This window comes from Streptomyces sp. NPDC126499 (assembly GCF_040302485.1).
Lineage (GTDB): Bacteria > Actinomycetota > Actinomycetes > Streptomycetales > Streptomycetaceae > Streptomyces.
In genome coordinates, this window is sequence record NZ_JBEOUO010000008.1 from 278398 (window position 1) to 304463 (window position 26066).

Consider the following 26066-nt stretch of genomic DNA (forward strand, 5'->3'; position numbering starts at 1 on the left):
GGCCGGTACGAACGAAGGGGTCAGGCGGTACCGCGTCCGAGCTCCCACAGCAGGAGGTCGGAGGAGGTGTTCAGCGCCCACTCGACGCCGGTGACGTCGTCGCGCGCGGCGACGTACTGCTTGCCCTGCCACAGCGGCAGGACCGGCACGTCCTTGGCGACGATCTTCTGGATCCGCTCGAAGACGGGAGCCGCGGCGGTGCGGTCGGCCTGGCGGCGCGACTGCGGGATCAGCTCGTCCCGGACGGACTGGTTGACGTAGGGGGTGTTGAGGAAGTTGTCCGCGTCGAGGAACGGGGCGACGTAGTTGTCCGGGTCCGGGTAGTCGGGGAACCAGCCGAGGCCGTAGACGGCGTAGTCGCCGCGCTTCTGCGCGGGGCGGAACTTGGACCACTCGGTGCCCTGGATCTGGACGTCGAAGAGCCGGGTGGCGTTGAGCTGGCCGCGCAGGGCCTGGAACTCCTTCGCCGTCTCGGCGCCGTAGTGGTCGGTGGTGTAGTGCAGGGTGATCTTGACGGGGGTCTTCACGCCGGCGTCGCGCAGGATCTTGGCGGCCTTGGGCGTGTTCGGCTCGCCGTAGGTGTCGATGAACGAGGTGGCGTGGCCTGCGACGCTGGCGGGGATCAGCGAGTAGAGCGGCTGGGCGGTGGGGCCGTAGACCTCGTCGACGAGCGCGCCGCGGTCGACGACGGCGGCCATGGCCTGCCGGACGGCCTTGTCCTGGACGGCGGGGGCCTTGGTGTTGAAGCCGAGGTAGCGGATCTCCAGGCCGGGGACCTCGGTGAGCTCGATGCCCTCCTGGGGCTTGTCGGTGAGCTCCCGGATCTGCTTCTGGGACATGGCGCGCGCCGCCATGTCGATGTCGTCGCCGCGCAGCGCCTTGTCCATGCCGTCGGCGTCGTCGAAGGTGCGCAGTTCGACCCGGTCGTTGCGCAGGGTGATGTCGCCCTTGTACTTCGGGTTCTTGGTGAAGACGAACTTCGTCACCTTGTCGCCGGCGGTCTCGGCCTTCATCGTGTACGGGCCGGAGCCGTCGACCGCGAAGCCCTCGCGCAGCGCCTTGGCGTCGTAGGTGTCCTTGCTGAGGATGCCGGCGACGGGGGTGGAGAGCTTGTACGGGAAGGTGGCGTCGGGCGTCTTCAGGTGGAAGACGATCTCGCGCTCGCCCTTGGTCTCGACGGTGTCGATGTTGGACAGGAGCGCGGCGGTGCCGTTGTCCGACTTGATGGCGAGGACCCGCTCGACGGAGAACTTGACGTCCTCGGCGGTGATCGGCGTGCCGTCGGCGAAGGTGAGGCCCGCGCGGAGTTCGCAGCGGTAGCTCTCGCTCTCCTTGTCGGAGAAGGCGCAGCTCTCGGCGGCCTCGGGGACGGGCCGGCCGCCGCCGCGCGGAACGTGCATGAGGGTCTGGACGGTCTGCCGCAGGATGTTCCAGGCGCCGGTGTCGTAGGCGAAGGCCGGGTCGAGCGGGGCGGGGGCGTCCTCGGTGGCGACGAACTGGTCCGTGGTGCCGACGACGATCGCTCTGCCCTCGTCCCCTCCACCGCAGGCGGCGAGCAGGGGGGTGAGCAGCGCGGCCACAGCCGGCAGCACCAGGGTCTTGCGGTTCATCAGGGACGTTCTCCTCATCCGGCGCGGGGTGACGGCCGGCAGTGGTACAGCGGCTTCGGTCACTCCGCCGGCCGCCCGGTCGGGGCGGCGGGCGATCGGGCCGTGAAGGGGTGCGATCGGTCCTGTGTACACGGCGACTTGGGTGGGCGCCGGGGCACGCGGGGGTGCGGCGGAGTACTCGGATGAGATTAGTGGGCTACACCAGTGCCGCCGTACGGCAAAGGCCGCCACGACGGTCCCTGGGCGATCATGAATACAGCGCGTTCGATAGTCATGCGCGGGAATGATTCGTACGGGCGGGAGCGAATCGGGACACATGGGCGGGTCGTAAACGTCATGTTCCGGACACCGCACGCAGACAGGCCACCCATCGGCCGGTACTCTGCGTGAGCAAGCTCACTCAGGGTTCTTCGGCGACGGATGGCCCGATCGTTTCCGGCTGCGAAGCCGGGGTGGCTTCAGTCGTGGTGCGGGGTGGAGATGAGGGTGCGCAGGAAGGGGACGTCGACCTCTTCGAGGGAGCGCACGACGACCCGGCCGGCCGAGGGCGCGATGGGCGCGACGGAGGGGACGGCGACCACCCGGCAGCCCGCCGCCTCGGCGGCCGCGACCCCGGTCGCGGTGTCCTCGATGACGGCGCACAGGGCCGGGTCGGCGCCCACCCCGCGCGCGGCGGTCAGATACGGCTCGGGGTGCGGCTTGGTCCGGACGACCTCGTCGCCCGCCACGGTCAGGGTGAAGCGGTCGCGGCCGAGCGAGGCCAGCACCCGGTCGATGATCCTGCGGTGCGAGGCGGAGACCAGGGCGGTCGGGATGTCGTGCCGGGCCAGCTCGGCGAGCAGCCGCTCGGCGCCCGGCATCATGGGCACGCCCCGGTCGATGCGCTGCTCGAACTTCTCGTTGAGCAGCACGGTGAGCTCGTCGAGGGTGATGTCGGCGCCGGTCGCCTCGATGAGGTAGCCGGCGCTGCGGGTCATGGGGCCGCCCACGACGACGTCCCGCCACGCCTCGTCGAGCCGGTGTCCGAGGTCCGCGAAGGCCTCCACCTCCGCGTCCCACCAGAAGCCCTCGGTGTCGACCAGGGTGCCGTCCATGTCGAGGAAGACCGCCTGCAGGGCGGAGCTCCCGTTGGCACGGGACAAGGACGCGGGGACCGTACTGGTCATCCGGCACACCTCCATCGAGGGACGAGAAGGCCGGTCACCCTCCCCGGTACGGGGTGGGGGCGACCGGCCTGCACTGGACCGACCAGTGTACGTCCCGATCACTCGATGCGCAGGTATTTAGCCCTGTAGTGATTACCGAGCGTTGAAGTACTTCGCCTCGGGGTGGTGGATGACGATGGCGTCGGTGGACTGCTCGGGGTGGAGCTGGAACTCCTCCGAGAGGTGGACGCCGATCCGCTCCGGCTGGAGCAGCTCGGCGATCTTCGCGCGGTCCTCCAGGTCGGGGCAGGCGCCGTAGCCGAGGGAGAAGCGCGCGCCGCGGTACTTGAGCGCGAACATGTCCTCGACGTTCTCCGGGTCCTCGCCGCCGAAGCCGAGTTCGGCGCGCACTCGGGCGTGCCAGTACTCGGCGAGGGCTTCGGCGAGCTGCACGGACAGGCCGTGGAGCTCCAGGTAGTCGCGGTAGGAGTCGGACTCGAAGAGCTTGGCGGTGGCCTCGCCGATCCGGGAGCCGACGGTGACGACCTGGAGGCCGACGACGTCGGTCTCGCCGGACTCCTCCGGGCGGAAGAAGTCCGCGAGGCACAGGCGCCGGCCACGCCGCTGGCGCGGGAAGGTGAAGCGGGTGCGCTCGTTGCCGGCGTCGTCGAGGATGATCAGGTCGTCGCCCTTGGAGACGCAGGGGAAGTAGCCGTGGACGACGGCCGCCTCCAGGAGGTTCTCCGTGTGCAGGCGCTCCAGCCAGCCGCGCAGGCGCGGCCGGCCCTCGCTCTCCACCAGCTCCTCGTACGAGGGTCCGTCGCCGGCCCGGTTCTGCTTGAGGCCCCACTGGCCCTTGAACAGGGCGCCCTCGTCCAGCCAGGACGCGTACTCCTTGAGCTGGATGCCCTTGACGACCCGGGTGCCCCAGAACGGCGGGGTGGGGATCGGGTTGTCGGTGGCGACGTCCGAGCGGCCGCCGGGCTCCGGCTCGTCGATCTGGAGGGCGGCGGTGCCCTTGGCGACCCGGCGCTGCTTCAGCTCGGGCAGGGTGGCGCCGGGGACGCCGCGCTTGACGGCGATCAGCGCGTCCATCAGGCGCAGGCCCTCGAAGGCGTCGCGGGCGTAGCGGACCTCGCCCTGGTAGATCTCGTGGAGGTCCTGTTCGACGTAGGCGCGGGTGAGGGCGGCGCCGCCGAGGATCACGGGGTACTTGGCGGCAAGGCCCCGGCCGTTGAGCTCCTCCAGGTTCTCCTTCATGATCACGGTCGACTTCACCAGGAGACCGGACATGCCGATCACATCGGCCTGGTGCTCCTCGGCTGCTTCCAGGATCGCGGAGACGGGCTGCTTGATCCCGATGTTGACCACGTTGTAGCCGTTGTTGGAGAGGATGATGTCGACGAGGTTCTTGCCAATGTCGTGGACGTCGCCTCGGACGGTCGCGAGCACGATGGTGCCCTTACCCTCGGCGTCCGATTTCTCCATGTGGGGTTCGAGGTAGGCCACCGCCGTCTTCATGACCTCCGCGGACTGGAGGACGAAGGGCAGCTGCATCTGGCCCGAGCCGAACAGCTCACCGACGACCTTCATGCCGTCCAGCAGCGTGTTGTTGACGATGTCGAGGGCCGGCGTGGTCGTCAGGGCCTCGTCGAGATCGGCCTCCAGGCCGTTCTTCTCGCCGTCGATGATCCGCCGCTTCAGCCGCTCCTCCAGCGGCAGCGCGGCCAGCTCCTCCGCCTTGCCCGCCTTCAGCGACTTCGTCGTCGCGCCCTCGAACAGGGCCATCAGCTTCTGCAACGGGTCGTAACCCTCCCGCCGCCGGTCATAGATCAGGTCCAGCGCCGTCTGCACCTGCTCCTCGTCGAACCGCGCGATCGGCAGGATCTTCGACGCGTGCACGATCGCCGAATCCAGACCCGCCTTCACGCACTCGTCGAGGAAGACCGAGTTCAGCAGGATGCGGGCGGCCGGGTTCAGCCCGAAGGAGATGTTCGACAACCCCAGGGTCGTCTGCACGTCGGGGTGGCGGCGCTTCAGCTCACGGATCGCCTCGATCGTCGCGATACCGTCCTTGCGCGACTCCTCCTGACCCGTACAGATCGTGAAGGTGAGGGTGTCGATGAGGATGTCGGACTCGCGGATGCCCCAGTTGCCGGTCAGATCGGCGATCAGCCGCTCGGCGATCGCGACCTTCGTCTCGACCGTGCGGGCCTGGCCCTCCTCGTCGATCGTCAGGGCGATCAGCGCGGCGCCGTGCTCTTTCGCCAGCGCTGTGACCTTCGCGAACCGCGACTCCGGCCCGTCACCGTCCTCGTAGTTGACCGAGTTGATGACCGCCCGGCCCCCCAGCTTCTCCAGACCGGCCCGGATGACCTCGACCTCGGTCGAGTCCAGCACGATCGGCAGCGTCGAGGCGGTGGCGAACCGGCCGGCGAGCTCCGCCATGTCCGCGACACCGTCACGGCCGACGTAGTCGACGCACAGGTCCAGCATGTGCGCGCCCTCGCGGATCTGGTCGCGGGCCATCTCCACGCAGTCGTCCCAGCGGCCCTCCAGCATCGCCTCACGGAACTTCTTCGACCCGTTCGCGTTCGTCCGCTCACCGATCGCCATGTACGAGGTGTCCTGCCGGAACGGGACCGTCTGGTACAGCGACGCCGCACCCGGCTCCGGACGCGGATCCCGCACCGGCGGCACCAGCCCCCGCACCCGCTCCACCACCTGCCGCAGATGCTCCGGCGTCGTACCACAACAGCCACCGACGAGGCTGAGGCCGTAGTCGGCGACGAAGCTCTGGTGGGCGTCGGCGAGCTCCTCGGCCGACAGCGGGTAGTGGGCGCCGTCCTTGGTGAGGACGGGCAGGCCGGCGTTGGGCATGCAGGACAGCGCGACGCCGGCGTGGCGGGCAAGGTAGCGCAGGTGCTCGCTCATCTCGGCCGGGCCGGTGGCGCAGTTCATGCCGATCATGTCGATGCCCAGCGGCTCAAGCGCCGTCAGCGCCGCACCGATCTCCGAGCCGAGCAGCATCGTGCCGGTCGTCTCCACCGTCACCGAGGTGATCAGGGGGACGGTGTAGCCGGCGACCTCCATGGCGCGGTGGGCCGCGATGATCGCGGCCTTCGTCTGGAGGAGGTCCTGGGTGGTCTCGACGAGCAGGGCGTCGGCGCCGCCGGCCAGGAGGCCCTCGGCGTTCTGCTGGTAGGCGTCGCGGAGGGTGACGTAGTCGACGTGGCCGAGGGTGGGCAGCTTGGTGCCGGGGCCCATGGAGCCGAGCACCCAGCGTTGCTGCCCGGTCGTGCGCGTGAACTCGTCGGCGGCCTCGCGGGCGATGCGGGCACCGGCCTCGGAGAGCTCGTGGATGCGGTGGGCGATGTCGTACTCGCCGAGCGCGGAGAAGTTGCAGTTGAAGGTGTTGGTGCCGACGCAGTCGGTGCCGACCGAGAGATAGGCGTCGTGGACCGAGCGGACGATGTCCGGGCGGGAGACGTTCAGGATCTCGTTGCAGCCTTCGAGCTGCTGGAAGTCGTCCAGGGAGGGGTCCTGCGCCTGGAGCATGGTGCCCATGGCGCCGTCGGAGACGACGACCCGGGAGGCGAAGGCCTCGCGGAGGGCGTCGGCCCGCTGGGCGGGGGTCGCGGGGGCGGCGGAAGGGGTCGGCGACGAGGCCATGGATTGAGCTCCCTGGGATGCGACGGCTGTCGGCTTTGCACGCTCGGAAGAGGGTGCACGGGCCCAGACTAGCCGTGCGGGTGCGGGGCTGGACATGGGGTTCCAGCTGGTGGACGGCATCCTGTGTGCGGGGACTCCCGGTCCGACCCGTTCGTGGACGACACTGTCAGGTGTGACACAAGGTCGGCATCGACCGATAGTGTTCAGCATTGTCGAACAGCGTGAAGGAGAAGGGCCGGGCGATGGCGAAGAACATCCAGTCGCTTGAACGAGCGGCGGCGATGCTGCGACTGCTCGCGGGCGGCGAGCGCCGGCTCGGCCTGTCCGACATCGCCTCTTCCCTGGGCCTCGCCAAGGGAACGGCGCACGGCATCCTGCGCACGCTCCAGGCCGAGGGCTTCGTGGAGCAGGACGCCGCCTCCGGCCGCTACCAGCTGGGCGCGGAGCTGCTGCGGCTCGGCAACAGCTACCTGGACGTGCACGAACTGCGCGCGCGGGCGCTGGTGTGGACGGACGACCTGGCCCGCTCCAGCGGGGAGAGCGTCCACCTCGGCGTGCTGCACCAGCAGGGCGTGCTGATCGTCCACCACGTCTTCCGGCCCGACGACAGCCGGCAGGTCCTGGAGGTGGGGGCCATGCAGCCGCTGCACTCCACGGCCCTGGGCAAGGTGCTCTCGGCGTACGACCCGGTGGCGCACAGCGAGGCGGTCGAGGTCGAGCGGGAGCCGTTCACGCCCCGTACGGTCACGGGGCTCGCGGACTTCGAGGCGCTGCTGGACATGACCCGGGCGCGCGGCTGGGCCGCGGACGTGGAGGAGACCTGGGAGGGCGTGGCCTCGGTGGCCGCGCCCATCCACGACCGGCGCAGGATGCCGGTGGGGGCCGTGGCCATCACGGGCGCGGTGGAGCGGGTCTGCTCCGGGGGCGAGCTGCGCTCGGAGCTCGTGGCGGCGGTGCGCGACTGCGCCCGCGCGGTCTCGCGGGACCTGGGGGCGGGCCGCTTCTGAAGCGTTTTCCGGCTACCCCTGAGCAGGTCCCAACCCGTCGGTAACGATCGCGTTATCGGCGGGTTTTTCGCGCCCGCGACCCTTGACGCGCTGTTCACCGTGGCGCAAAACTTCCGTTCATCGGTCGGCATTGTCGAACAGCTACCGGCAATACACGCTAAGGTGTGACAGTGCCAAGGGCCGTACCGCCCTCACCCCGAGGGCGCGGACCACCGGAGGGACCCGGGGTTCGCCTTCCCCTGGACGAAGGACAAAGGAGTCGCGGGTGTCCAGCTCCGACATCTTCCTCGGCGAGACCATCGGTACCGCCGTACTCATCCTGCTCGGCGGTGGTGTCTGCGCCGCCGTCACGCTCAAGAGCTCCAAGGCCCGCGGCGCGGGCTGGCTCGCGATCACCTTCGGGTGGGGCTTCGCCGTCATGACGGCGGTCTACATGACCGCTTCCCTCTCCGGCGCCCATCTGAACCCCGCCGTGACGATCGGTATAGCGATCAAGGACGGGGCGTGGGGCGACGTACCGGTCTACGTCGCCGGTCAGATGCTGGGCGCGATGATCGGCGCGGCGCTGGTCTGGGTGGCCTACTACGGGCAGTTCCGGGCGCACCTCACGGACGAGTCGATCATCTCGGTGGCGCGCGAGGAGGGCATGGTCGACCAGAAGGCCGCCCCCGCGGCCGGTCCGGTGCTCGGCGTCTTCTCCACCGGCCCCGAGATCCGCAACACCTGGCAGAACCTGGCCACCGAGATCATCGGCACCGTGGTGCTGGTGCTCGCCGTGCTCACGCAGGGCCTCAACGACAGCGGCAAGGGACTCGGCGTCATCGGCGCCCTGATCACCGCCTTCGTCGTCGTCTCCATCGGCCTCTCGCTCGGCGGTCCGACCGGCTACGCGATCAACCCCGCCCGCGACCTGGGCCCGCGCATCGTGCACGCCCTCCTCCCGCTGCCGAACAAGGGCGGCTCCGACTGGAGCTACGCCTGGATCCCGGTCGCCGGTCCGCTGATCGGCGGAGCCATCGCCGCGGGTATCTACAACATCGCGTTCGCCTGAGCCGTCCTTCTCCCAGACCTCCCTTGGAGCACACCGTGACCGACGCACACACCCCCGGCACCGCCTCGCACGGCGCCGGCCCCTTCATCGCGGCCATCGACCAGGGCACCACCTCGTCCCGCTGCATCGTCTTCGACAAGGACGGCCGGATCGTCTCCGTCGACCAGAAGGAGCACGAGCAGATCTTCCCGAAGCCGGGCTGGGTCGAGCACGACGCCACCGAGATCTGGACCAACGTCCAGGAGGTCGTCGCCGGAGCCATCGCCAAGGCCGGGATCACCGCCGCCGACGTCAAGGCGATCGGCATCACCAACCAGCGCGAGACGACGCTGCTGTGGGACAAGAACACCGGTGAACCCGTCCACAACGCGCTCGTGTGGCAGGACACCCGCACCGACGCCCTGTGCAAGGAGCTCGGCCGCAACGTCGGCCAGGACCGCTTCCGCCGCGAGACCGGTCTCCCCCTCGCCTCGTACTTCGCCGGCCCGAAGGTCCGCTGGCTGCTCGACAACGTCGAGGGCCTGCGCGAGCGCGCCGAGCGCGGCGACATCCTCTTCGGCACCATGGACTCCTGGGTCATCTGGAACCTGACGGGCGGTGTGGACGGCGGTCACCACGTCACCGACGTCACCAACGCCTCCCGCACCATGCTGATGAACCTCCACACCATGCAGTGGGACCAGCGGATCCTGGACTCCATGGAGGTCCCGGCGGCCGTGCTGCCGGAGATCCGCTCCTCCGCCGAGGTGTACGGCACGGTCAAGGGCGGCGTCCTCGACGGCGTCCCGGTCGCCTCCGCGCTCGGCGACCAGCAGGCCGCCCTGTTCGGCCAGACGTGTTTCGCCGAGGGCGAGGCCAAGTCCACGTACGGCACCGGAACGTTCATGCTGATGAACACCGGCGACAAGATCATCAACTCCTACAGCGGCCTGCTGACCACGGTCGGCTACCAGATCGGCGACCAGAAGCCGGTCTACGCCCTGGAGGGCTCCATCGCCGTCACCGGCTCGCTCGTCCAGTGGATGCGCGACCAGATGGGCCTGATCAAGTCCGCCGCCGAGATCGAGACCCTCGCCTCCTCCGTCGAGGACAACGGCGGCGCCTACTTCGTGCCGGCCTTCTCCGGCCTGTTCGCCCCGTACTGGCGCTCCGACGCCCGCGGCGTGATCGCCGGCCTCACCCGCTACGTCACCAAGGCGCACATCGCCCGCGCCGTCCTCGAGGCCACCGCCTGGCAGACCCGCGAGATCACCGACGCCATGACCAAGGACTCGGGCGTCGAGCTGACGGCCCTCAAGGTCGACGGCGGCATGACCTCCAACAACCTGCTGATGCAGACCCTCTCGGACTTCCTGGACGCCCCCGTCGTGCGCCCGATGGTCGCCGAGACCACCTGCCTCGGCGCCGCCTACGCCGCCGGCCTGGCCGTCGGCTTCTGGCCCGACACCGACGCCCTGCGCGCCAACTGGCGCCGGGCCGCCGAATGGACCCCTCGCATGGACGCCGACAAGCGCGACAGCGAGTACAAGAACTGGCTCAAGGCCGTAGAGCGCTCCATGGGCTGGCTCGAAGCAGAAGAGAACTGACGAGGAGTAATTCGCGATGACCACCCTGCAGAGCCTCCCCTCCCTGGGGATGCACCCGGCCGCCGGTTCCCTGCCGACCCGCGCCGAGACCAGAGAGCAGCTGTCCAAGGCGACGTACGACCTCCTGGTGATCGGCGGCGGCATCCTGGGCATCTCCACCGCCTGGCACGCCGCGCAGTCCGGACTGCGGGTGGCCCTGGTGGACGCCGGCGACTTCGCCGGCGCCACCTCCTCCGCCTCCTCCAAGCTGCTCCACGGCGGCCTGCGCTACCTGCAGACCGGCGCGGTCAAGCTGGTCGCGGAGAACCACTTCGAGCGGCGCGCGGTCTCCCGCCAGGTCGCCCCCCACCTGTCCAACCCGCTCACCTTCTACCTGCCCGTCTACAAGGGCGGCCCGCACGGCGCGGCCAAGCTGGGCGCCGGTGTCTTCGCGTACAGCGCGCTGTCCGCCTTCGGCGACGGCGTCGGCCACCTGCTGAGCCCCGCCAAGGCCGCCCAGGACGTGCCGGAGCTGCGCACGGACAACCTGAAGGCCGTCGCCGTCTACGGCGACGACCAGATGAACGACGCCCGGATGGCGCTGATGACGGTCCGCGCCGCCGTCGACGCCGGCGCCGTCGTCCTCAACCACGCCGAGGTCACGGGCCTGCGCTTCACCAACGGCCGCGTCACCGGCGCCGAGCTGAAGGACCGTCTCGACGGCGCGGAGTTCGGCGTCGGCGCCCGCCTGGTCCTCAACGCCACCGGACCGTGGGTCGACCACCTGCGCCGGATGGAGGACCCCAACGCGGCCCCCTCGATCCGCCTGTCCAAGGGCGCGCACCTGGTCCTCAAGCGCACCTCCCCCTGGAAGGCCGCGCTCGCCACCCCGATCGACAAGTACCGGATCACCTTCGCCCTCCCCTGGGAGGACATGCTGCTGCTCGGCACCACCGACGAGGAGTACGAGGGCGACCCGGGCGAGGTCGCGGTCAACGACAAGGACATCGCCCAGATCCTGGACGAGGCCGCCTTCTCCATCCGCGACCAGCAGCTCGACCGCTCCCTGATCACCTACGCCTTCGCGGGTCTGCGGGTGCTGCCCGGCGGTCCCGGCGACACCTCCAAGGCCAAGCGCGAGACGGTCGTCACCGAGGGCCGCGGCGGCATGCTGTCGGTGGCCGGCGGCAAGTGGACCACCTTCCGCCACATCGGCCGCACCATCATGAAGAAGCTGGAGTCGCTGCCGGGCCACCCCCTCGGCGAGGACTACGAGCCGGTCGCCACGCTGCCGAAGCGGCTGCCGCTGCCCGGCATAGCCAACCCCAACGCGGTCGCCCACCGGCTGCTCGTGGACGGCCCGGCGCCCGGCCCGCGGATGGCCGCCGACACCGCCAAGCACCTGGCGACGCACTACGGTTCGCTCTCCTTCGACATCGCCCGCATGGCGAACGAGAACCCCGAGCTCGCCGAGCGCATCCACCCCGACGCGCCGGAGATCTGGGCCCAGGTCGCCTACGCCCGCGACCACGAGTGGGCCGAGACGGCGGACGACGTGCTGCGCCGCCGCACCACGCTGACCATCCGCGGACTCGCCACGGACGAGATCCGCGGCAAGGTCGAGGACATGCTGCGCAAGTAGCCGCCGAGCGGCGGGGATTGGTATGGGGCGGTCTCAAGAGAGACCGCCCCTTACGCGTTCCCGCCGAGGACGACGCCACGCTCGCCGTGGACCGAGGAAGGCGTCGACGGGAGGGCGCGTTCCGTCCCGCGCCGCGGAACGTGACCGCCCCGCGGCGGGAGTGACGCCGCTACGCGTGCGGACGGGAGTTCCTGGGTAGTCGATCAAGGCCGCGTCGGCTCTCGGGCGACTCCGAGGGCGGCGGGCGGGCCGCCGGAAAGGCATAAGGTTGGTCCGTACGACTGGAACTTCGACGAAGGAGGCGCTGGGTGATCGAGCTCGAGGGGGTGCCCGAGCTGATCGACCCGGTCATGGTGGCCGCGTTCGAGGGGTGGAACGACGCCGGTGACGCCGCCTCCGCGGCGGTCGCCCATCTGGACCGGGAGTGGAAGGGCGAGGTGTTCGCGGCGCTCGACGCCGAGGACTACTACGACTTCCAGGTCAACCGGCCCACCGTGTGGCTGGACGGCGGCGTCCGGAAGATCACCTGGCCGACGACCCGGCTCTCGGTGGTACGGATCGGCGGCGAGAAGCCCCGGGACCTGGTCCTGGTGCGCGGGATCGAACCGTCGATGCGCTGGCGCTCATTCTGCAACGAACTGCTCGGCTTCGCGCACGAACTGGGTGTGGAGATGGTCGTGATCCTGGGCGCGCTGCTCGGTGACACCCCGCACACCCGTCCGGTACCGGTCAGCGGGGTCACCTCCGACCCCGACCTGGCGCGGACGATGGAGCTGGAGGAGACGCGCTACGAGGGGCCCACCGGCATCGTCGGCATCCTCCAGGAGGCGTGCACGCACGCGGGGGTCCCCGCGGTGAGCCTGTGGGCGGCCGTCCCGCACTACGTGTCGCAGCCGCCGAACCCGAAGGCGACGCTGGCGCTGCTCAACCGCCTCGAGGACCTGATCGGTCTGCACATCCCGCTGGGCGAGCTGCCCGAGGACGCGCGGGCGTGGCAGCTGGGCGTGGACCAGCTGGCCGCCGAGGACAGCGAGGTGGCCGAGTACGTGCAGACGCTGGAGGAGGCGCGGGACACCGCTGAGCTTCCGGAGGCCTCCGGCGAGGCCATCGCCCGCGAGTTCGAGCGCTATCTGCGGCGCCGCGACCCGGGTTCGGGCCCGGGCTCCGGTCCGGGCGCGGGCCCGGGAGTGGCGACGGAGGGCGGCGACACCTCGTACCTGCGGGACGGCACGAGCGAGCGCACCCGGCCGCCGAAGCCGCAGCAGCCCGGCCCCGAGGCGGTACCGGGAGCGGAGCCGGAGCAGCCGGAGCAGCGCACCGCCGAAGAGGGTCCGGAGCAGCACACCGCCGAAGAGGGTCCGGAGCAGCACACCGCCGAAGAGGGTCCGGAGCGGCACACCGCGGACGAGAGCCCGGAGCAGGGCCCCGAGCGGGGCTCGGCCGAGCCGGGTCCAGCCGAGGGCGAGCGCCGCGGGAAGGGCCCGGAGCGGCGCGCGGCCGAGCCGGGTCCAGCCGAGGCCGAGGGCGAGGGCCGCGGGAAGGGCCCGGAGCGGCGCGCGGCCGAGGGCGAGCGGAGACAGGACGGCGAGGACGCCGGCGAGTGACCGATACGGGAGGGGTGGCGCGGCCGCCCCTCCCGTAGCCGTTTCCGCCGGGCACACAGCACGCGGGCCGCTCCCGGGACCCGAGGTCCAGGCGAGCGGCCCGCCGGTGCAAAGGCGCGGGTGCGCTACAGGGCGACGCCGAGCAGTGCGTCGACCGCGCGGGAGACGAGGCCGGGGGCGGACTCGTCGGTGCCGCCCTCGGCGGTCTGGCGCGCGACCCAGCGGTCGACCGCGGCGAGCGCGGCCGGGGCGTCCAGGTCGTCGGCGAGCGCCTCGCGGATCTCCTCGACGAGGGCGTCGGCGGAGGGGCCGTCGGGGCGGGAGACGGCGGCGCGCCAGCGGCCGAGGCGGTCGACCGCGTCCTTCAGGACCTGGTCGGTCCACTCCCAGTCGTCCCGGTAGTGGTGCGAGAGCAGGGCGAGCCGGATGGCGACCGGGTCGACGCCGTCCCGGCGCAGCTTGGAGACGAAGACCAGGTTGCCCTTGGACTTGGACATCTTCTCGCCGTTGAGGGCGACCATGCCGGCGTGGACGTACGCCTTGGCCATGGGGAACTCGCCGGTCAGGGCCTGGGCGTGGGAGGCGCCCATCTCGTGGTGCGGGAAGATCAGGTCGGAGCCGCCGCCCTGGACGTCGAAGCCCATGCCGAGGTGGTCGAGGGCGATGGCGACGCACTCGATGTGCCAGCCGGGGCGGCCGGGACCGAGGCTGGCGCCGTCCCAGCGGGGCTCGCCCTCGCGGGCGGCCATCCACAGCATCGGGTCGAGGGGGTTCTTCTTGCCCGGGCGGTCCGGGTCGCCGCCGCGCTCGGCGGACAGGTGGCGCATCAGTTCGGTGTCGTAGTTCGACACCTGGCCGAAGTGCGGGTCGGCCTCGACGGAGAAGTAGATGTCGCCGTCGAGCTCGTAGGCGGCGCCGGAGTCCCGCAGCCGCTCGACGAGGGGGACGATGCCCGGTATGGCCTCGACCGCGCCGATGTACTGCTGCGGGGGCAGCATGCGCAGGGCGGTCATGTCCTCGCGGAAGAGTGCGGTCTCGCGCTCGGCGAGGCCGACCCAGTCGATGCCGTCGCGGTGGGCCCGCTCGAGGAGCGGATCGTCCACGTCGGTGACGTTCTGGACGTAGTGAACCTGCCGCTTGGTGTCGAGCCACACGCGCTGAACGAGGTCGAACGCGTTGTAGGTCGCCGCGTGTCCCATGTGGGTCGCGTCGTACGGCGTGATGCCGCAGACGTAGATGCGGGCGACGGGGCCGGGGGCGAGGGTCACTCGTCCACCGGTCGCGGTGTCGTGAATCCGGAGGTCGCGGCCCTTGCCGGGCAGGGCGGGGACCTCAGAAGCGGGCCAGGCATGCATGTCCTGAGCGTAACCGGACAGCTGTTCCGGATACGAACCGCGTGCGGGATCTTGTCCGATCTCACGGTCTTGCGGGACGGCGCCGTCCATGCATACCCCCGGGGGGTCTTGCTAGTCCGCCATGAATTGGCCGAAAAGCATCGGTCGAGGCGACGGGCCGCAGCTCAGGCGCCGGTGCTCACACGGGCGGCCAGGGGATCGCCGGCCACTCACCGGACGGTACGGGGTGGCGCCCGGTCCTGCGCAGCAGGGCCACCCGCGCCCGCAGGGCGTCCACCTCGGCGGCCGTCAGGAGCCCGGCGAGCCGTTCGGCCAGTGGAGTGCCCGGCGCGAGCCGCGCGTCGAGCGTCGCCAGCACGGCTACGGCCTCCTCGGTCATCTCCTCCCCCGCCCAGCCCCACAGCAGGGTGCGCAGCTTGTCGTCCACGTGGAAGGAGACCCCGTGGTCGATCCCGTAGAGCCGCCCGTCCGGCGCCGGCAGCAGGTGACCGCCCTTGCGGTCGCCGTTGTTGATCACGGCGTCGAGGACGGCGAGCCGGCGCAGCTCCGGCAGGTCGGCGTGGACGAGGAGAGCCGTGCGGTCCTCCGCGATCCGGGCGGGCCCGACGGCCTTCCACCCTTCGCCCGGCTCCTCGTCCTCGACGAGGGCGAGCAGGGTCGCCTCCGGGTCGGCCTCCACCCACAGCTGGACCATGCCCTCGCCGTACGGCCCGTCGCGCAGCACGGTCGGCGGGACCAGGCCCCAGCCGGTCGCCTCGGACAGCTCGTAGGCGGCGACCTCGCGCTGGGCGGCGCCGTCGGGGAAGTCCCACAGCGGGCGCTCCCCGGCGACCGGCTTGTAGACGCAGGCCGCCTCCTCGCCCTCGTACGCGACGGAGCAGAACAGCACGGCGTTGGAGGCCTCACGGACCTGGCCGCGGACGGTCAGCTCCCCCCGGGCGAGCAGGTCGACCGCCGCGAGGGCCTGGTGACTGCTCATGCGCCGCGACGGTATCCGTTCTGGCGCGGGCAGACGTGGCCCTCCGGGTCGAGCGGCAGGCTGCACAGCGGGCACGGCGGGCGGCCGGCGTTGACCACCTCCAGGGCCCGCTTGGCGAAGGCCCTGGCCTGGGCGCCGGTCAGCCGGACCCGCAGCATCGGCGGGCCGTTCTCCTCGTCCTGGAGGAGCCGCTCCTCGGCCTCGGCGAGGTCCTCCTCGGAGTCCGCGTCGAGCTCGACGAGCGCCTGCGCCTCGACGATCATGCGCTGCTCCTCGCCGTCCCAGGCGAGGGCCATGGTGCCGACCCGGAACTCCTCCTCGATGGGAGTGTCCAGCGGGGCGGTGTCGGTGGTGTCCGGCGGGGCGACCGCGGGCACGGGGGCGTTGCCGCCGGTGCGGCGCACGACCTCGTCGAGGAGTTCGTCGATCCGCTCGGCGAGGGCCGCGACCTGGGTCTTCTCCAGGGCGACGCTGGTGACCCGGCCGCCCGCGGACGCCTGCAGGAAGAACGTACGACGGCCAGGCAGCCCGACCGTGCCGGCCACGAAACGCTCCGGTGGGTCGTAGAGGAACACCTGACGGGACACGTTCCCGACTCCCTTGGGTCTCGACTGTGGTGCTGGGGACTGGTCTTGCGACGGCTTTACAGCGGCGCGTCCACCCTACTGCGCGGATGGATCACGGTGCGCCCGCACCGCCTCCGACCTCCGCTGCACCGCCGTCGGCGGGGGTCTCGCGGGGGGCGAGCGCGGCGAGGTCGCCGGTGTCGCCGAGGCGGACGAGGAAGGGCCGCAGGCGGGTGTAGCGGATGACGGTGAGCGAGCAGGGGTCGACGTGGACGCGCTGGAAGAGGTCGAGGTGGAGGCCGAGGGCGTCGGCGACGAGGGACTTGATGATGTCGCCGTGCGAGCACATCACGTAGACGGCGTCCTCGCCGTGCTCGGCCTCGATGCGCTCGTTCCAGTCCCGCACCGCGTCCACGGCCCGCGCCTGCATGGCGCGCAGGGACTCGCCTCCGGGGAAGACGGCGGCGGAGGGGTGGGACTGGACGACCTGCATCAGCGGCTCGTCCATGAGCTCGGCGAGCTTGCGGCCGGACCAGTCCCCGTAGTCGCACTCGTTGATCCGCTCCTCGGTGTGCAGCGGAAGTCCGGGGCGGGCGTCGAGCAGCGGCCGCACGGTCTCGCGGCAGCGCTGGAGCGGGCTGGAGACGACGGCTGCGAGCGGCACCCCGGCGAGGCGGCCGGGCAGTGCGGCGGCCTGCGCGGCACCGCGTTCGTCGAGCGCCACGCCGGGCGTCCGCCCGGCGAGCACTCCGGAGGTGTTGGCGGTGGAGCGTCCGTGCCGGACGAGGAGGAGCGTGGCCATGTCCGTCAGCCTAGGGGGTAGGCGGGGGGCGTGCGGGTGCGTGACGGGAGAGGGAAGGGGAGAATACGGGCCGTGATCGTGGACTCAGCCCTGTACCGGGACGGGCGCAGGACGGACGACCCCGGGGATCTGTCGGACGCGCTGGCGCAGGCGCGGGCGTCCGGCGACGCGTTTCTGTGGGTGGGTCTGCACGAGCCGACGGCGGCCGAGTTCGACCACGTCACGGCGGAGTTCTCGCTGCACCCGCTGGCCGTCGAGGACGCCCTGAAGGCGCATCAGCGGCCGAAGCTGGAGGTGTACGACGACTCGCTGTTCGCGGTGCTGAAGCCGGTGGTGTACGAGCCGGAGAGCGACCGGGTCTCGTCGGGCGAGCTGATGGTCTTCATCGGCGACTCGTTCGTGGTGACGGTGCGGCACGGCGAGGGGGCTCCGCTGGCGGCGGTGCGCAGGCGCCTGGAGGCCGACCCGGAGGTGCTGAAGCACGGGCCGACGTCGGTGCTGTACGCGATCAGCGACGCGGTGGTGGACCACTACCTGGAGGTGGCGGCCGAGCTCCAGGTCGACCTGGAGGAGCTGGAGGCGGACGTCTTCGCGCCGTCGTCGTCCGGCACCGGGCCGGGGCGGACGGCGGAGCGGATCTACACGGCGAAGCGGCAGGTCCTGGAGTTCCGCCGGGCGAGCAGCCCGCTGGCCGGGCCGATGGCCCGGCTGGCGTCGGGGGCCGTGCCCTTCGTGCGCGAGCGGTCGAAGCCGTTCTTCCGGGACGTGCAGGACCATCTGCTGCGGGCGACGGAGCAGGTCGAGGGCCTGGACCGGCTGCTGTCGGACGTGCTGTCGGCGCATCTGGCGCAGATGGGCGTGCGGCAGAACGACGACATGCGCAAGATCTCGGCGTGGGCGGCGATGGCCGCGGTTCCCACGATGGTCGCGGGGATCTACGGCATGAACTTCGACCACATGCCGGAACTGCGCTGGACGTGGTCGTATCCGGCGGTGGTGCTGCTGATGGCCGGGGCGGTCGCGGGCCTGTACCGGCTGTTCAAGCGGCGCGGCTGGATGTGAGCCGCGCCGGGGGAGCCAGGAGCCGGAGCCCGGATGTGCGAGCCGGGTCCGGACGGAGACGGGCTCAGAAGGCGGGGGCGGGGGTCATGGGCCCTCCCAGCGCGTTGCGGCGCTCGGGCATCCGCAGGTCCACCATCCGGTGCCAGCCGGCGGCCCGCTCGTACGCGTACAGGGCGTGGATGCCGGTGACGAGGGCGGCGGACTTGGCGCGGGGCCAACGCAGGATGCGGCCCATGTGGCGCATCACGGCGAGGCTGACGTCGCGGTAGACCTGGATCTCGGTGAGCGCGGACTCGCGCAGGGTGCGCTGGATGAGCCGGCCGTGCCCCTCGTAGTTGAGGCGCAGCAGTTCCTCGTGGCAGTAGGCGAGGTGGTTGGACTCGTCGTCGTCGATCATGTGGATGGCCTTGCCCAGCTCGGGGTGCTGCCCGAAGTGCTTGACGAGCATGTCCATCTGGTCGGCGGCGCGCTGCTCGGTGACCCGGCTGTGGCTGAGGTAGACGACGATGTCCCGCTCCGTGAGGGGCTCGTCCCGGCGGAGCTTGTCGTGGGCCAGGCCGATCCCGCGCCGTTCGAGCAGCATCGTGTAGTCCGTCTCGGGCGGTACGGGGACGGGTTCGAGGCCCCGCTTCCTCAGCAGCGCGTTGAAGATCCGGCCGTGCTTGTCCTCGTCGGCGCCGTGCCGGGCGATCTTCGGGGCCATGTCCCGCATGCCGGACGGGACGAGGGCGGCGATCCGGCCGTTCTCCCAGCCTCCCTGCGCCTCGCCGCTGGCGGCGATGGAGCAGAAGAGCTGGAAGGACTCGTCGTCGTCGATGATTTCCTGGAACAGGCTCTTGGCCGAAAGCATGGGTGCCACCTCCATGCGGACGTCCGTACGCCGCACGCCCGCGGAGTACGAGTCAAATGCGGCCCTGGCCAGCGGGCAACAGGAGGGCTGCGGGGGCTGAGCCGAACGGGGTACGGGCACGGCCGCGGAGGAGACGCCGAGGAGTCGCGAAGGAGCCGCGGAGGAAGTGCCGCGGGGCGCGTAACCCCGGGCTCGCTCGCGCGTTGAGCTGCGTGACGGCCGTGGCGGGGAAGACCCCCGAGCCCCCACCACGGCCGCAGGCTTCCTCCTCGGCTCCTGACCCCCGTACGTCCGGCGGTCAGGCGAGTCCGGCCCGCTCCAGGGCCTCCACGCCCGCGCGGAGGGCGGCGATCCGCTCGTCCAGCGTGAAGCCGGCCGGGGCGAGGGTCAGGGTGGTGACCCCGGCCGCCGCGTAGGCCTTCATGCGGTCGGCGATCCGGTCGACGGAGCCGAGCAGGGTGGTCTGGTCGATCAGCTGCCTCGGTACGGCCGCGGCGGCGCCCTCCTTGTCCCCCGCCAGGTACTTGTCCTGGATCTCGGCGGCGGCCTGCTCGTAGCCCATGCGCCGGGCGAGCTGGTTGTAGAAGTTCTGCTTGCGGCTGCCCATGCCGCCGACGTAGAGCGCCGTGTACGGCCGGAAGACGTCGGCCAGGGCGTCGATGTCGTCCCCGAGGGCGAGCGGCAGGGTCGGGTGGACGTCGAAGCCCTCCATCGTCAGCCCGGCCTTCTCGCGGCCCGCGCGGAGGTGGCGCAGGGCGGTCTCCTCCAGGTGCTCGGCGGACGGGAAGATCAGCAGCGCGCCGTCGGCGATCTCCCCGGTCTGCTCCAGGTTCTTGGGACCGATGGCGGCGATGTAGAGCGGGATGTGCGGGCGGGTCGGGTGGACCGTGAGCTTGATCGGCTTGCCGGGGCCGTCCGGCAGCGGCAGCGTCCAGTGCTCGCCCTGGTAGGTGAGGCGCTCGCGGGACATGGCCTTGCGGACGATCTCGACGTACTCGCGGGTGCGGGCCAGCGGCTTGTCGAACGTGACGCCGTACCAGCCCTCGGAGACCTGGGGGCCGGAGACGCCGAGGCCGAGGCGGAAGCGGCCTCCGGAGAGCGAGTCGAGGGTGGCGGCGGTCATCGCCGTCATCGCGGGCTGCCGGGCCGGGATCTGCATGATCGCCGAACCGACGTCGATCCGCTCGGTCTTGGCGGCGACCCAGGAGAGCACCGTGGGGGCGTCGGAGCCGTACGCCTCCGCCGCCCAGCACACGTCGTAGCCGAGGCGGTCCGCCTCCTGCGCCACGGCGAGGTTGTCGCCGTCCATGCCCGCGCCCCAGTAGCCGAGGTTGATGCCGAGCCGCATGCCACGTACCCCTTACCCATCGGTAACGTCCTGTGGGCGGGACTCTAGCGTGCGGGCCGCGCGTCGGACAGGAGCCGGACGGGCCTGTGGACAGGTTGTCCACAGGCTCTCTCCGCGTGGTGCCGTGGCCAGTAATCTCGCGGCCATGGAGCAGAGGCATCTCGGACGTACCGGCCTGCGCGTGTCCCGGCTCGGGCTCGGCACCCTCACGTGGGGCCGGGACACCGACGAGCACGACGCCGCCGAGCAGTTGAAGGCGTTCTGGGACGCGGGCGGCACGCTCGTGGACACGGCCGACGTGTACGGCGGTGGCGAGGCGGAGTATCTGCTCGGGCGGCTCATGGACGACCGGTCGGGTCTCGTGCCGCGCCGGGACCTGGTGATCTCGACCAAGGCGGGCAGTGTCCCCGACCCCGACCGGCGCACCGACGGCTCGCGCGGTCATCTGCTGGCCGCGCTCGACGCCTCGCTCGCCCGGCTCGGCACGGACTACGTGGACCTGTGGCTGCTGCACGCCTACGACCCGCACACTCCGCTGGAGGAGTCGCTGCAGGCCCTCGACATCGCCGTGCGCAGCGGCCGGGCCCGCTACGCCGGTGTGTCGAACTTCTGCGGCTGGCAGCTGGCCAAGGCCGGGACGTGGCAGCTCGGCGGCGACCGGACCCGGCTCGCCGGGACGCAGATGGAGTACTCGCTGCTCCAGCGCGGTGTCGAGCGGGAGGTGCTGCCGGCCGCGATGGACCTCGGCATAGGGCTGTTGCCCTCCTCCCCGCTCGGGCGCGGGGTGCTCACGGGGAAGTACCGGCACGGCACGCCGACGGACTCGCGCGGCGGCTCGGAGGCCCTGGCCCCCTTCGTCGAGCCGTACTTGGACGAGGCGGCCGCCCGGATCGTGGACGCGGTCAGCACGGCCGCCGACGGACTCGCCACCACCCCGCTGCAGGTCGCCCTCGCCTGGGTCCGCGACCGCCCCGGCGTGACCGCCCCGATCATCGGCGCGCGCAACGCGCAGCAGCTCAGAGCCGCGCTGTCAGTGGAGAGCCTTAGTCTTCCTGACGAGATCTGCCGGGCCCTCGACGATGTGTCGGCGCCCGTGCACCGCTATCCGGATCACGACTGGAGCACCTTGTGACCGAGCCTTCCGGGGAGAACACGCCCGAGGCCGCCGACGCCCTGACGGACCGGCCCGCCACCGGGCCGGCCGACGAGGCCACCGCCGACACGCAGGCCACGGGCCCGGCCGGCCCGGCCAGCAACCCGGCCGCCGAGGAAGGCCCGGGGGGCGGCGACGGACTGAGGGACGGAGACGGGTCGGCGGACGCGGACGGACCGGCGGACACGGACGGACCGGCGGACGCGGACGGACCGGCGGACGGCGACGGACTGAGAGACACGGACGGACCGGCGGACGCGGACGGTGCCGCGCGCTCGGAGGACGGCGCGGAAACCCGAGAGGACGCGCCGGAGGCTGGGGGCGCCGTTCAGGAGAACCGCGATGCGCCCGGGCCCGCCCCGGCCGCGCACGCGGACGCAGCCGGTGACGCCGAGACCGGCGCCGGGGCCGGGGCCGGGGCCGCAGTCGGCGCCGAGACCGGCACCGAGACCGCGGTCGGTGCCGACGCCCCGGGGAGCGACGCCGCGGCCCGCGAGCTGTCCGAGGCGGAGGCGGAGCTCGCCGCGCAGCGGGAGCTGCGGGCCAGGATCGAGCAGCGGAAGGCGGAGCGGGGCGGGCCCGTCGAGGCGGGCGCGAAGTTGAGCGGGACGGCCGCCGATCTCCTCGCGGCGGTACGGGCCGTGGAGAGCGGCGCCAGGCCGGTCGCGGTCCCCCGGCTTGAGACGCCCGCGCCGGCGCGGCCCGTGGCGGCCGCGGCACCGGAGACGACCGTGCGTCCGCCGGCGCCCGAGGCACCGGTGGTGACCGAGGAGACGACGGCAGCCGTGCGGCAGGTCCTCGGGCGCGGCGGGGCCCCCGAGGCGCTCGCCGGGCAGGTGGCCGCCGTGCTCGGCGAAGGCGCGGCGCGGGCCCTGGAGGAGGATCCGTGGCAGCTGCTCGCCGTGCCCGGCGTGCGGCCGGAGCAGGCGGACGGCTTCGCGCGGGCGCTCCTCGGCCCCGAGTGCGGTCCCGCCGATCCGCGTCGGGCCGTGGCGCTCGCGGCCTGGCTCCTGGAGCGGGCAGCGCTGAAGGGGCACACGGCCCTGGAGATCGGAGCCGTACGGGACGGCCTTGCCAGGCTGGCGGTGCCCGAGCCCGACAAGGCCGTCGACCTGGCGGTGTCGGAGGCCGCGGTCCTCGTCTTCCAGGAGGAGGACGAGGAGGAGCCGGATGGGCAGGAGGAGCCGGCGGAGGGCGGTGCGGGCGAGCCGCGCCGCGAGGTGCCGGTGCTGCTCGGCCTTGAGCGGTACGCGCTCGCGGAGGAGAGCCTCGCCGACGGCGTCGCCCGCCTGATCCGTACGGTCCGGGCCGAGCAGTGGGACGGCTCCGAGCTGGCCCGCGCCGCCGGGGAGCACGGTCTCGTGCTGCACACCGGGGGCGAGGCCGCCCGCGCCGAGCCGGTCGCGCTGGCCGAGGAGGCCCGTGGGCGCGGGCTGCGGGTGGCCGTGGCGGCCCACACCGCCCGCGACGGCGCCCTGACCGTGGCGGGACTGCTGTCCGGCGCGGCGGGGCCCGGCCGGGACGCGGAGGGCGCCCTCGCGCTCGACCTGCTGGTGGTGCTCGACGCGCCGCAGCTCGACGTGGAGAGCGCCGCCGCGCTGGTGGAGGCGCTGCCCGACGGCTGCCGCCTGGTGCTCAGCGGCGACCCGCACGTGCTGGGGTCGGCGGGGCCGGGCCGGGTGTTCGCCGACCTGCTCGCGGCCCGCGTCGCCCCCCAGATCGCCTCCCGCACCCCTGATCCGGGTCCGATCGGCGAGCTGGTGTCGGGCATCGGCATCGGCGAGCTGACCCAGGTGGACGCCCCCGGCAAGGAGGTCGTGATCGTCCCGGTCCGGGACGCCGGAGAGGCGGTGCACCGCACGGTGCAGCTGGTCGCCGACTCCATCCCGCGGGCGCTCGGGGTGCCGGCCGGGCAGACCCAGGTGATCACGGTCGGGCACGGCGGCTCGGCCGGCACCCGCGCGCTCAACGCGGCCCTCAAGCAGCGGCTCAACCCCGGCCCCGGCCGCTTCGGAGGCTATGACCCGGGCGACCGGGTGGCCCATTCCCCCGCTCCGGGCCGCACGGTCACCGGCACGGTCGTCTCGGCCGACGCCGAGGGCCTGCACCTGGACTGCGGGGGCGAGCGGGTCGTCGTACCGAAGGAGCGCGTCGAGTCGTCGCTGCGGCACGGCTGGGCGCTGACCGCGCACCAGGCGGTCGGGGCGCGCTGGCCGGCGGCGGTCGTGGTGCTGCCCGGCGACGCGGCCGCGGGCCTCAGCAGGGCCTGGGTGTACACGGCGTTCGGGCGGGCCGAACGCCATCTCTCGGTCGTCCACGGCGTCGACCAGGCGCTGCCGCGCGCGGTGGCGGAGGGCCGGACCCCGGAGCGCACGACCCGGCTGCGCCCGCTCCTGGAGACGCTGCTCCACGAGGAGGAGGCACAGGGCGCTCCATGAGAAGGAGGCGTAGGGCGCCACGGACGCGTGAAGCGCGACGGGCGCCCTCCCCGCTCTCGCGGTGAGGGCGCCCGTGGTCCGGTGGTTCCGGGGATGTCCGGGTGCCGTGGTGACGTGGTCGCGGACGGCTCAGGCCGGGCGGACCCGGTCCTCCAGGTCCTCGTCCGGCTCGTCGTCGAAGACGGCGCTGATGTCGAAGCGGCAGACGATCCGCTCGGGGTCGGCCTGCTCGAAGGGGGCGTGCAGCCACTCCCCCGGTTCGGGCAGTTCCTCGGCGGCCTCGACCCAGAGCGTGGAGTCGCCCTCCTCCAGGCCGAACTCCTTGTGGCGGGAGGCGATTTCGTCAGGTTCGTATTCGCCGAAGAGGACGCCGAGCGCCGCGTGGGTCGTCGCCGCGACCTCGTCCCGGTCGGGGTCGATCACCCGGCGGGCCTGGGCGATGAGCCGTTGCGGCTCCACCACGGCGTAGTCGCGGCGGATCAGCACGCTGAGGGCGTGCGGCTCCTCCGGCCCCGCGTAGGGCGGCAGGGAGTCGTCGGCGCCGGGGATCTCGAAGGGGGTGACCTCGTCGTACCGGTCGTAGAGGGCCTCGTCGTACGCCTCCGCCGCCGCCGCGAGCGCGTTGAAGGCCTCGTAGACGGCCGGGTCGTCGTCCCCGGTGCGGCCCTCGACCGCCGCGAGGTGACGGTCCAGTGCGGCTTTGACCGCCTCGGCGGCGGCGCGTACCTCGGCAGCGGTGGGCTGCGCAGCATCAGACATAGGACAGACGCTATCCGTACCGGGCCCTTGGCCGCACAATAGATGCGATGCCGGAATACGAATTTGTCGACGTGTACGTGCCGCGCGGCGTCTCCCGCAAGGAGGCGACGCGGCTTTTGACCGACCATGCCGAGTACGGACACTGGGAGTTGGACCGACTGAGCCTGCACCGCGACGGCAGCCGCCGGGTGCGGCTGCGGCGGCGCATCATCCGTCAGATCCGCGCCACCTGGTGAGACGAGCAGGGCCCCGCGAGATCGCGGGGCCCTCTCCGTTCGCCGTGCCGTCCGGCGGGACTACGCGCTGCGGCGGGCCCGGCGGTAGATCACGGAGCCGGCGGCCAGCAGGCCCGCGCCGACCGGTGCGGCGATCCCGAGCATCCCCGCGCCGGTGTGCGCGAGCTCCTCGGTGGGCCGGTCCTGCCCCTGCGCGCCGGGGTTGTTCGGCCCCTGCTCCCCGCCCGGAGTGCCGGGGGTGCCGGGCGTGCCCGGGTTCTCCGGGTGCTCACCCCCGTCGTCACCGGGCCCGCCGGGGTTCTGGGGGTTGCCGGGGTTCTGCGGGTTTCCGGGGTTCTGCGGGTTTCCGGGATTGCCCGGCTGCCCCGGCTCTCCGGGGTGTCCGGGAGGCGTGGGCTCGATGCCGTAGCCGCAGTCGTTGCCGCCGACGGCGTTGCCGAGGCCGACGCCCGTGACGTTGTTGCCGCAGACGTTCACCGGGGCCTCGACCGGCACCTGGACGTTGTTGCCGGAGCCGACGCCCGGCGAGTCGGAGGTGTGACCGCCGGCGGAGGAACCGCCGTCGTCGCCGTAGCCGCCCGGCCCGCTCTGGTTGGCGCAGGAGTTGCCGTACGCCGGGTTCAGCAGCCCGACGACGTTGACGGTGTTGCCGCAGACGTTGACGGGAGCGTGGATCGGGGCCTGGACGTTGTTGCCGGACGCGATGCCCGGCGAGTCGGACGCCGTGCCGCTCGCGCCGGAGCCGGCCTGCGCGTGGCCGCCGCCGAGGGCGATCATGCCGCCCGCCGCCGCGACGACCAGGATGCTCTTGCGGGTGATGCGTGTGACCTGTCGCATTGCTGGTTACCTGCTTCTCTGCTCGTGACGGAACAACCACCGGCCCCGGAGTGCATGGCACGCACTCCGGGGCCGGCCTTGGCTCAGACCCTCAGGGGTCGAGACACGCCGTCAGGCGTTGATGCAGGTGTTGCCGAAGGTGGGGTTCAGCAGCCCGATGATGGTGACCGTGTTCCCGCACACGTTGATCGGAACGTGGATCGGCACCTGGACGTTGTTGCCCGAGATGACACCGGGGGAACCGACGGCCGCACCCTGGGCACCCGCGTCGGCAACGGCCATGCCCGCACCCGCGAGAACCAGACCGCCGGTGGCAGCCGCAGCAGCGACGACCTTCTTGATCATTATTCCTCCTTGTAGGCAATGCGGTCCCAGCCGCGGACCG

The 26066-nt window shown here is 72.1% G+C and carries 21 protein-coding genes; 9 read left to right on the plus strand and 12 right to left on the minus strand.

Annotated features, from left to right (window positions below):
* Nucleotides 1–20: 20 nt before the first annotated feature.
* From ABTZ91_RS14805 to metH, 3 genes are all read right to left on the minus strand, one after another.
* Nucleotides 21–1610, minus strand: coding sequence for an ABC transporter substrate-binding protein (locus tag ABTZ91_RS14805; RefSeq protein ID WP_352077513.1), 1590 nt, complete (start codon nucleotides 1608–1610; stop codon nucleotides 21–23).
* A 458-nt stretch (nucleotides 1611–2068) separates the two neighbouring features.
* Nucleotides 2069–2776, minus strand: coding sequence for an HAD family phosphatase (locus ABTZ91_RS14810; RefSeq protein WP_352077514.1), 708 nt, complete (start codon nucleotides 2774–2776; stop codon nucleotides 2069–2071).
* Between the two features lie 132 nt (nucleotides 2777–2908).
* Entirely contained in the window at nucleotides 2909–6427 is a 3519-nt protein-coding gene (metH, locus tag ABTZ91_RS14815; RefSeq protein ID WP_352077515.1) for a methionine synthase, read from the minus strand.
* 242 nt (nucleotides 6428–6669) lie between these two features.
* Between metH and ABTZ91_RS14820 the strand changes: the two genes are divergently transcribed.
* The 5 genes from ABTZ91_RS14820 (at nucleotide 6670) to ABTZ91_RS14840 (ending at nucleotide 13296) form a co-directional block, all read left to right on the plus strand.
* Nucleotides 6670–7434: an IclR family transcriptional regulator gene (locus tag ABTZ91_RS14820; RefSeq protein WP_352077583.1), complete on the plus strand. Its 765-nt coding sequence runs from the start codon at nucleotides 6670–6672 to the stop codon at nucleotides 7432–7434.
* A 265-nt stretch (nucleotides 7435–7699) separates the two neighbouring features.
* Nucleotides 7700–8485 (plus strand): MIP/aquaporin family protein, encoded by a 786-nt coding sequence (locus tag ABTZ91_RS14825; RefSeq protein WP_352077516.1) that lies wholly within the window; start codon nucleotides 7700–7702, stop codon nucleotides 8483–8485.
* Nucleotides 8486–8520: 35 nt separating this feature from the next.
* Nucleotides 8521–10071, plus strand: a complete 1551-nt coding sequence (gene glpK / locus ABTZ91_RS14830; protein WP_352077517.1) for a glycerol kinase GlpK — start codon at nucleotides 8521–8523, stop codon at nucleotides 10069–10071.
* Between the two features lie 16 nt (nucleotides 10072–10087).
* Complete coding sequence (locus ABTZ91_RS14835) at nucleotides 10088–11692, plus strand: glycerol-3-phosphate dehydrogenase/oxidase (protein ID WP_352077518.1); 1605 nt, start codon at nucleotides 10088–10090, stop codon at nucleotides 11690–11692.
* Nucleotides 11693–12000: 308 nt separating this feature from the next.
* Nucleotides 12001–13296, plus strand: coding sequence for a PAC2 family protein (locus ABTZ91_RS14840; protein WP_352077519.1), 1296 nt, complete (start codon nucleotides 12001–12003; stop codon nucleotides 13294–13296).
* 125 nt (nucleotides 13297–13421) lie between these two features.
* On the opposite strand, the gene mshC is transcribed toward ABTZ91_RS14840, so the two are convergent.
* The 4 genes from mshC to ABTZ91_RS14860 form a co-directional block, all read right to left on the minus strand.
* On the minus strand, nucleotides 13422–14651 hold the full coding sequence (gene mshC / locus ABTZ91_RS14845; RefSeq protein ID WP_352077520.1) for a cysteine--1-D-myo-inosityl 2-amino-2-deoxy-alpha-D-glucopyranoside ligase: 1230 nt from the start codon (nucleotides 14649–14651) through the stop codon (nucleotides 13422–13424).
* A 178-nt stretch (nucleotides 14652–14829) separates the two neighbouring features.
* On the minus strand, nucleotides 14830–15630 hold the full coding sequence (locus ABTZ91_RS14850; RefSeq protein ID WP_352077521.1) for an SCO1664 family protein: 801 nt from the start codon (nucleotides 15628–15630) through the stop codon (nucleotides 14830–14832).
* Nucleotides 15627–16217 (minus strand): DUF3090 domain-containing protein, encoded by a 591-nt coding sequence (locus ABTZ91_RS14855; protein WP_352077522.1) that lies wholly within the window; start codon nucleotides 16215–16217, stop codon nucleotides 15627–15629. The genes ABTZ91_RS14850 and ABTZ91_RS14855 overlap by 4 nt, the downstream gene beginning before the upstream one ends.
* A gap of 91 nt (nucleotides 16218–16308) precedes the next feature.
* Nucleotides 16309–16998, minus strand: a complete 690-nt coding sequence (locus ABTZ91_RS14860; protein ID WP_352077523.1) for a histidine phosphatase family protein — start codon at nucleotides 16996–16998, stop codon at nucleotides 16309–16311.
* Nucleotides 16999–17061: 63 nt separating this feature from the next.
* On the opposite strand from ABTZ91_RS14860, the gene ABTZ91_RS14865 reads away from it, so the two are divergent.
* Nucleotides 17062–18060, plus strand: a complete 999-nt coding sequence (locus ABTZ91_RS14865) for a magnesium and cobalt transport protein CorA (protein ID WP_352077584.1) — start codon at nucleotides 17062–17064, stop codon at nucleotides 18058–18060.
* Between the two features lie 64 nt (nucleotides 18061–18124).
* Here the strand turns inward: ABTZ91_RS14865 and ABTZ91_RS14870 are convergent, their stop codons facing one another.
* Together ABTZ91_RS14870 and ABTZ91_RS14875 are read right to left on the minus strand one after the other, a co-directional pair.
* Nucleotides 18125–18910: a ferritin-like domain-containing protein gene (locus tag ABTZ91_RS14870; RefSeq protein ID WP_352077524.1), complete on the minus strand. Its 786-nt coding sequence runs from the start codon at nucleotides 18908–18910 to the stop codon at nucleotides 18125–18127.
* A gap of 298 nt (nucleotides 18911–19208) precedes the next feature.
* Nucleotides 19209–20258, minus strand: coding sequence for an LLM class F420-dependent oxidoreductase (locus ABTZ91_RS14875; RefSeq protein ID WP_352077525.1), 1050 nt, complete (start codon nucleotides 20256–20258; stop codon nucleotides 19209–19211).
* Nucleotides 20259–20403: 145 nt separating this feature from the next.
* On the opposite strand from ABTZ91_RS14875, the gene ABTZ91_RS14880 reads away from it, so the two are divergent.
* Both ABTZ91_RS14880 and ABTZ91_RS14885 read left to right on the plus strand, forming a co-directional pair.
* The gene (locus ABTZ91_RS14880; RefSeq protein ID WP_352077526.1) at nucleotides 20404–21390 is read left to right on the plus strand and encodes an aldo/keto reductase; all 987 of its coding nucleotides are present in this window, start codon (nucleotides 20404–20406) and stop codon (nucleotides 21388–21390) included.
* Between the two features lie 251 nt (nucleotides 21391–21641).
* Nucleotides 21642–23849 carry a helix-hairpin-helix domain-containing protein gene (locus ABTZ91_RS14885; protein ID WP_407077960.1) on the plus strand — a complete coding sequence of 736 codons (2208 nt, stop codon included), beginning with the start codon at nucleotides 21642–21644 and terminating at the stop codon, nucleotides 23847–23849.
* A 129-nt stretch (nucleotides 23850–23978) separates the two neighbouring features.
* On the opposite strand, the gene ABTZ91_RS14890 is transcribed toward ABTZ91_RS14885, so the two are convergent.
* The gene (locus tag ABTZ91_RS14890) at nucleotides 23979–24608 is read right to left on the minus strand and encodes a hypothetical protein (RefSeq protein ID WP_352077528.1); all 630 of its coding nucleotides are present in this window, start codon (nucleotides 24606–24608) and stop codon (nucleotides 23979–23981) included.
* Nucleotides 24609–24655: 47 nt separating this feature from the next.
* Here ABTZ91_RS14890 and ABTZ91_RS14895 point away from each other — a divergent pair, with 47 nt between their 5' ends.
* Nucleotides 24656–24844: a DUF5703 family protein gene (locus ABTZ91_RS14895; RefSeq protein WP_125749393.1), complete on the plus strand. Its 189-nt coding sequence runs from the start codon at nucleotides 24656–24658 to the stop codon at nucleotides 24842–24844.
* Between the two features lie 60 nt (nucleotides 24845–24904).
* Here ABTZ91_RS14895 and ABTZ91_RS14900 read toward each other — a convergent pair whose 3' ends face one another.
* A complete protein-coding gene (locus tag ABTZ91_RS14900) occupies nucleotides 24905–25681 on the minus strand; it encodes a chaplin (RefSeq protein WP_352077529.1) in 777 nt (258 codons plus the stop codon).
* Between the two features lie 111 nt (nucleotides 25682–25792).
* On the minus strand, nucleotides 25793–26026 hold the full coding sequence (locus ABTZ91_RS14905; protein ID WP_352077530.1) for a chaplin: 234 nt from the start codon (nucleotides 26024–26026) through the stop codon (nucleotides 25793–25795).
* Nucleotides 26027–26066 lie beyond the last annotated feature (40 nt).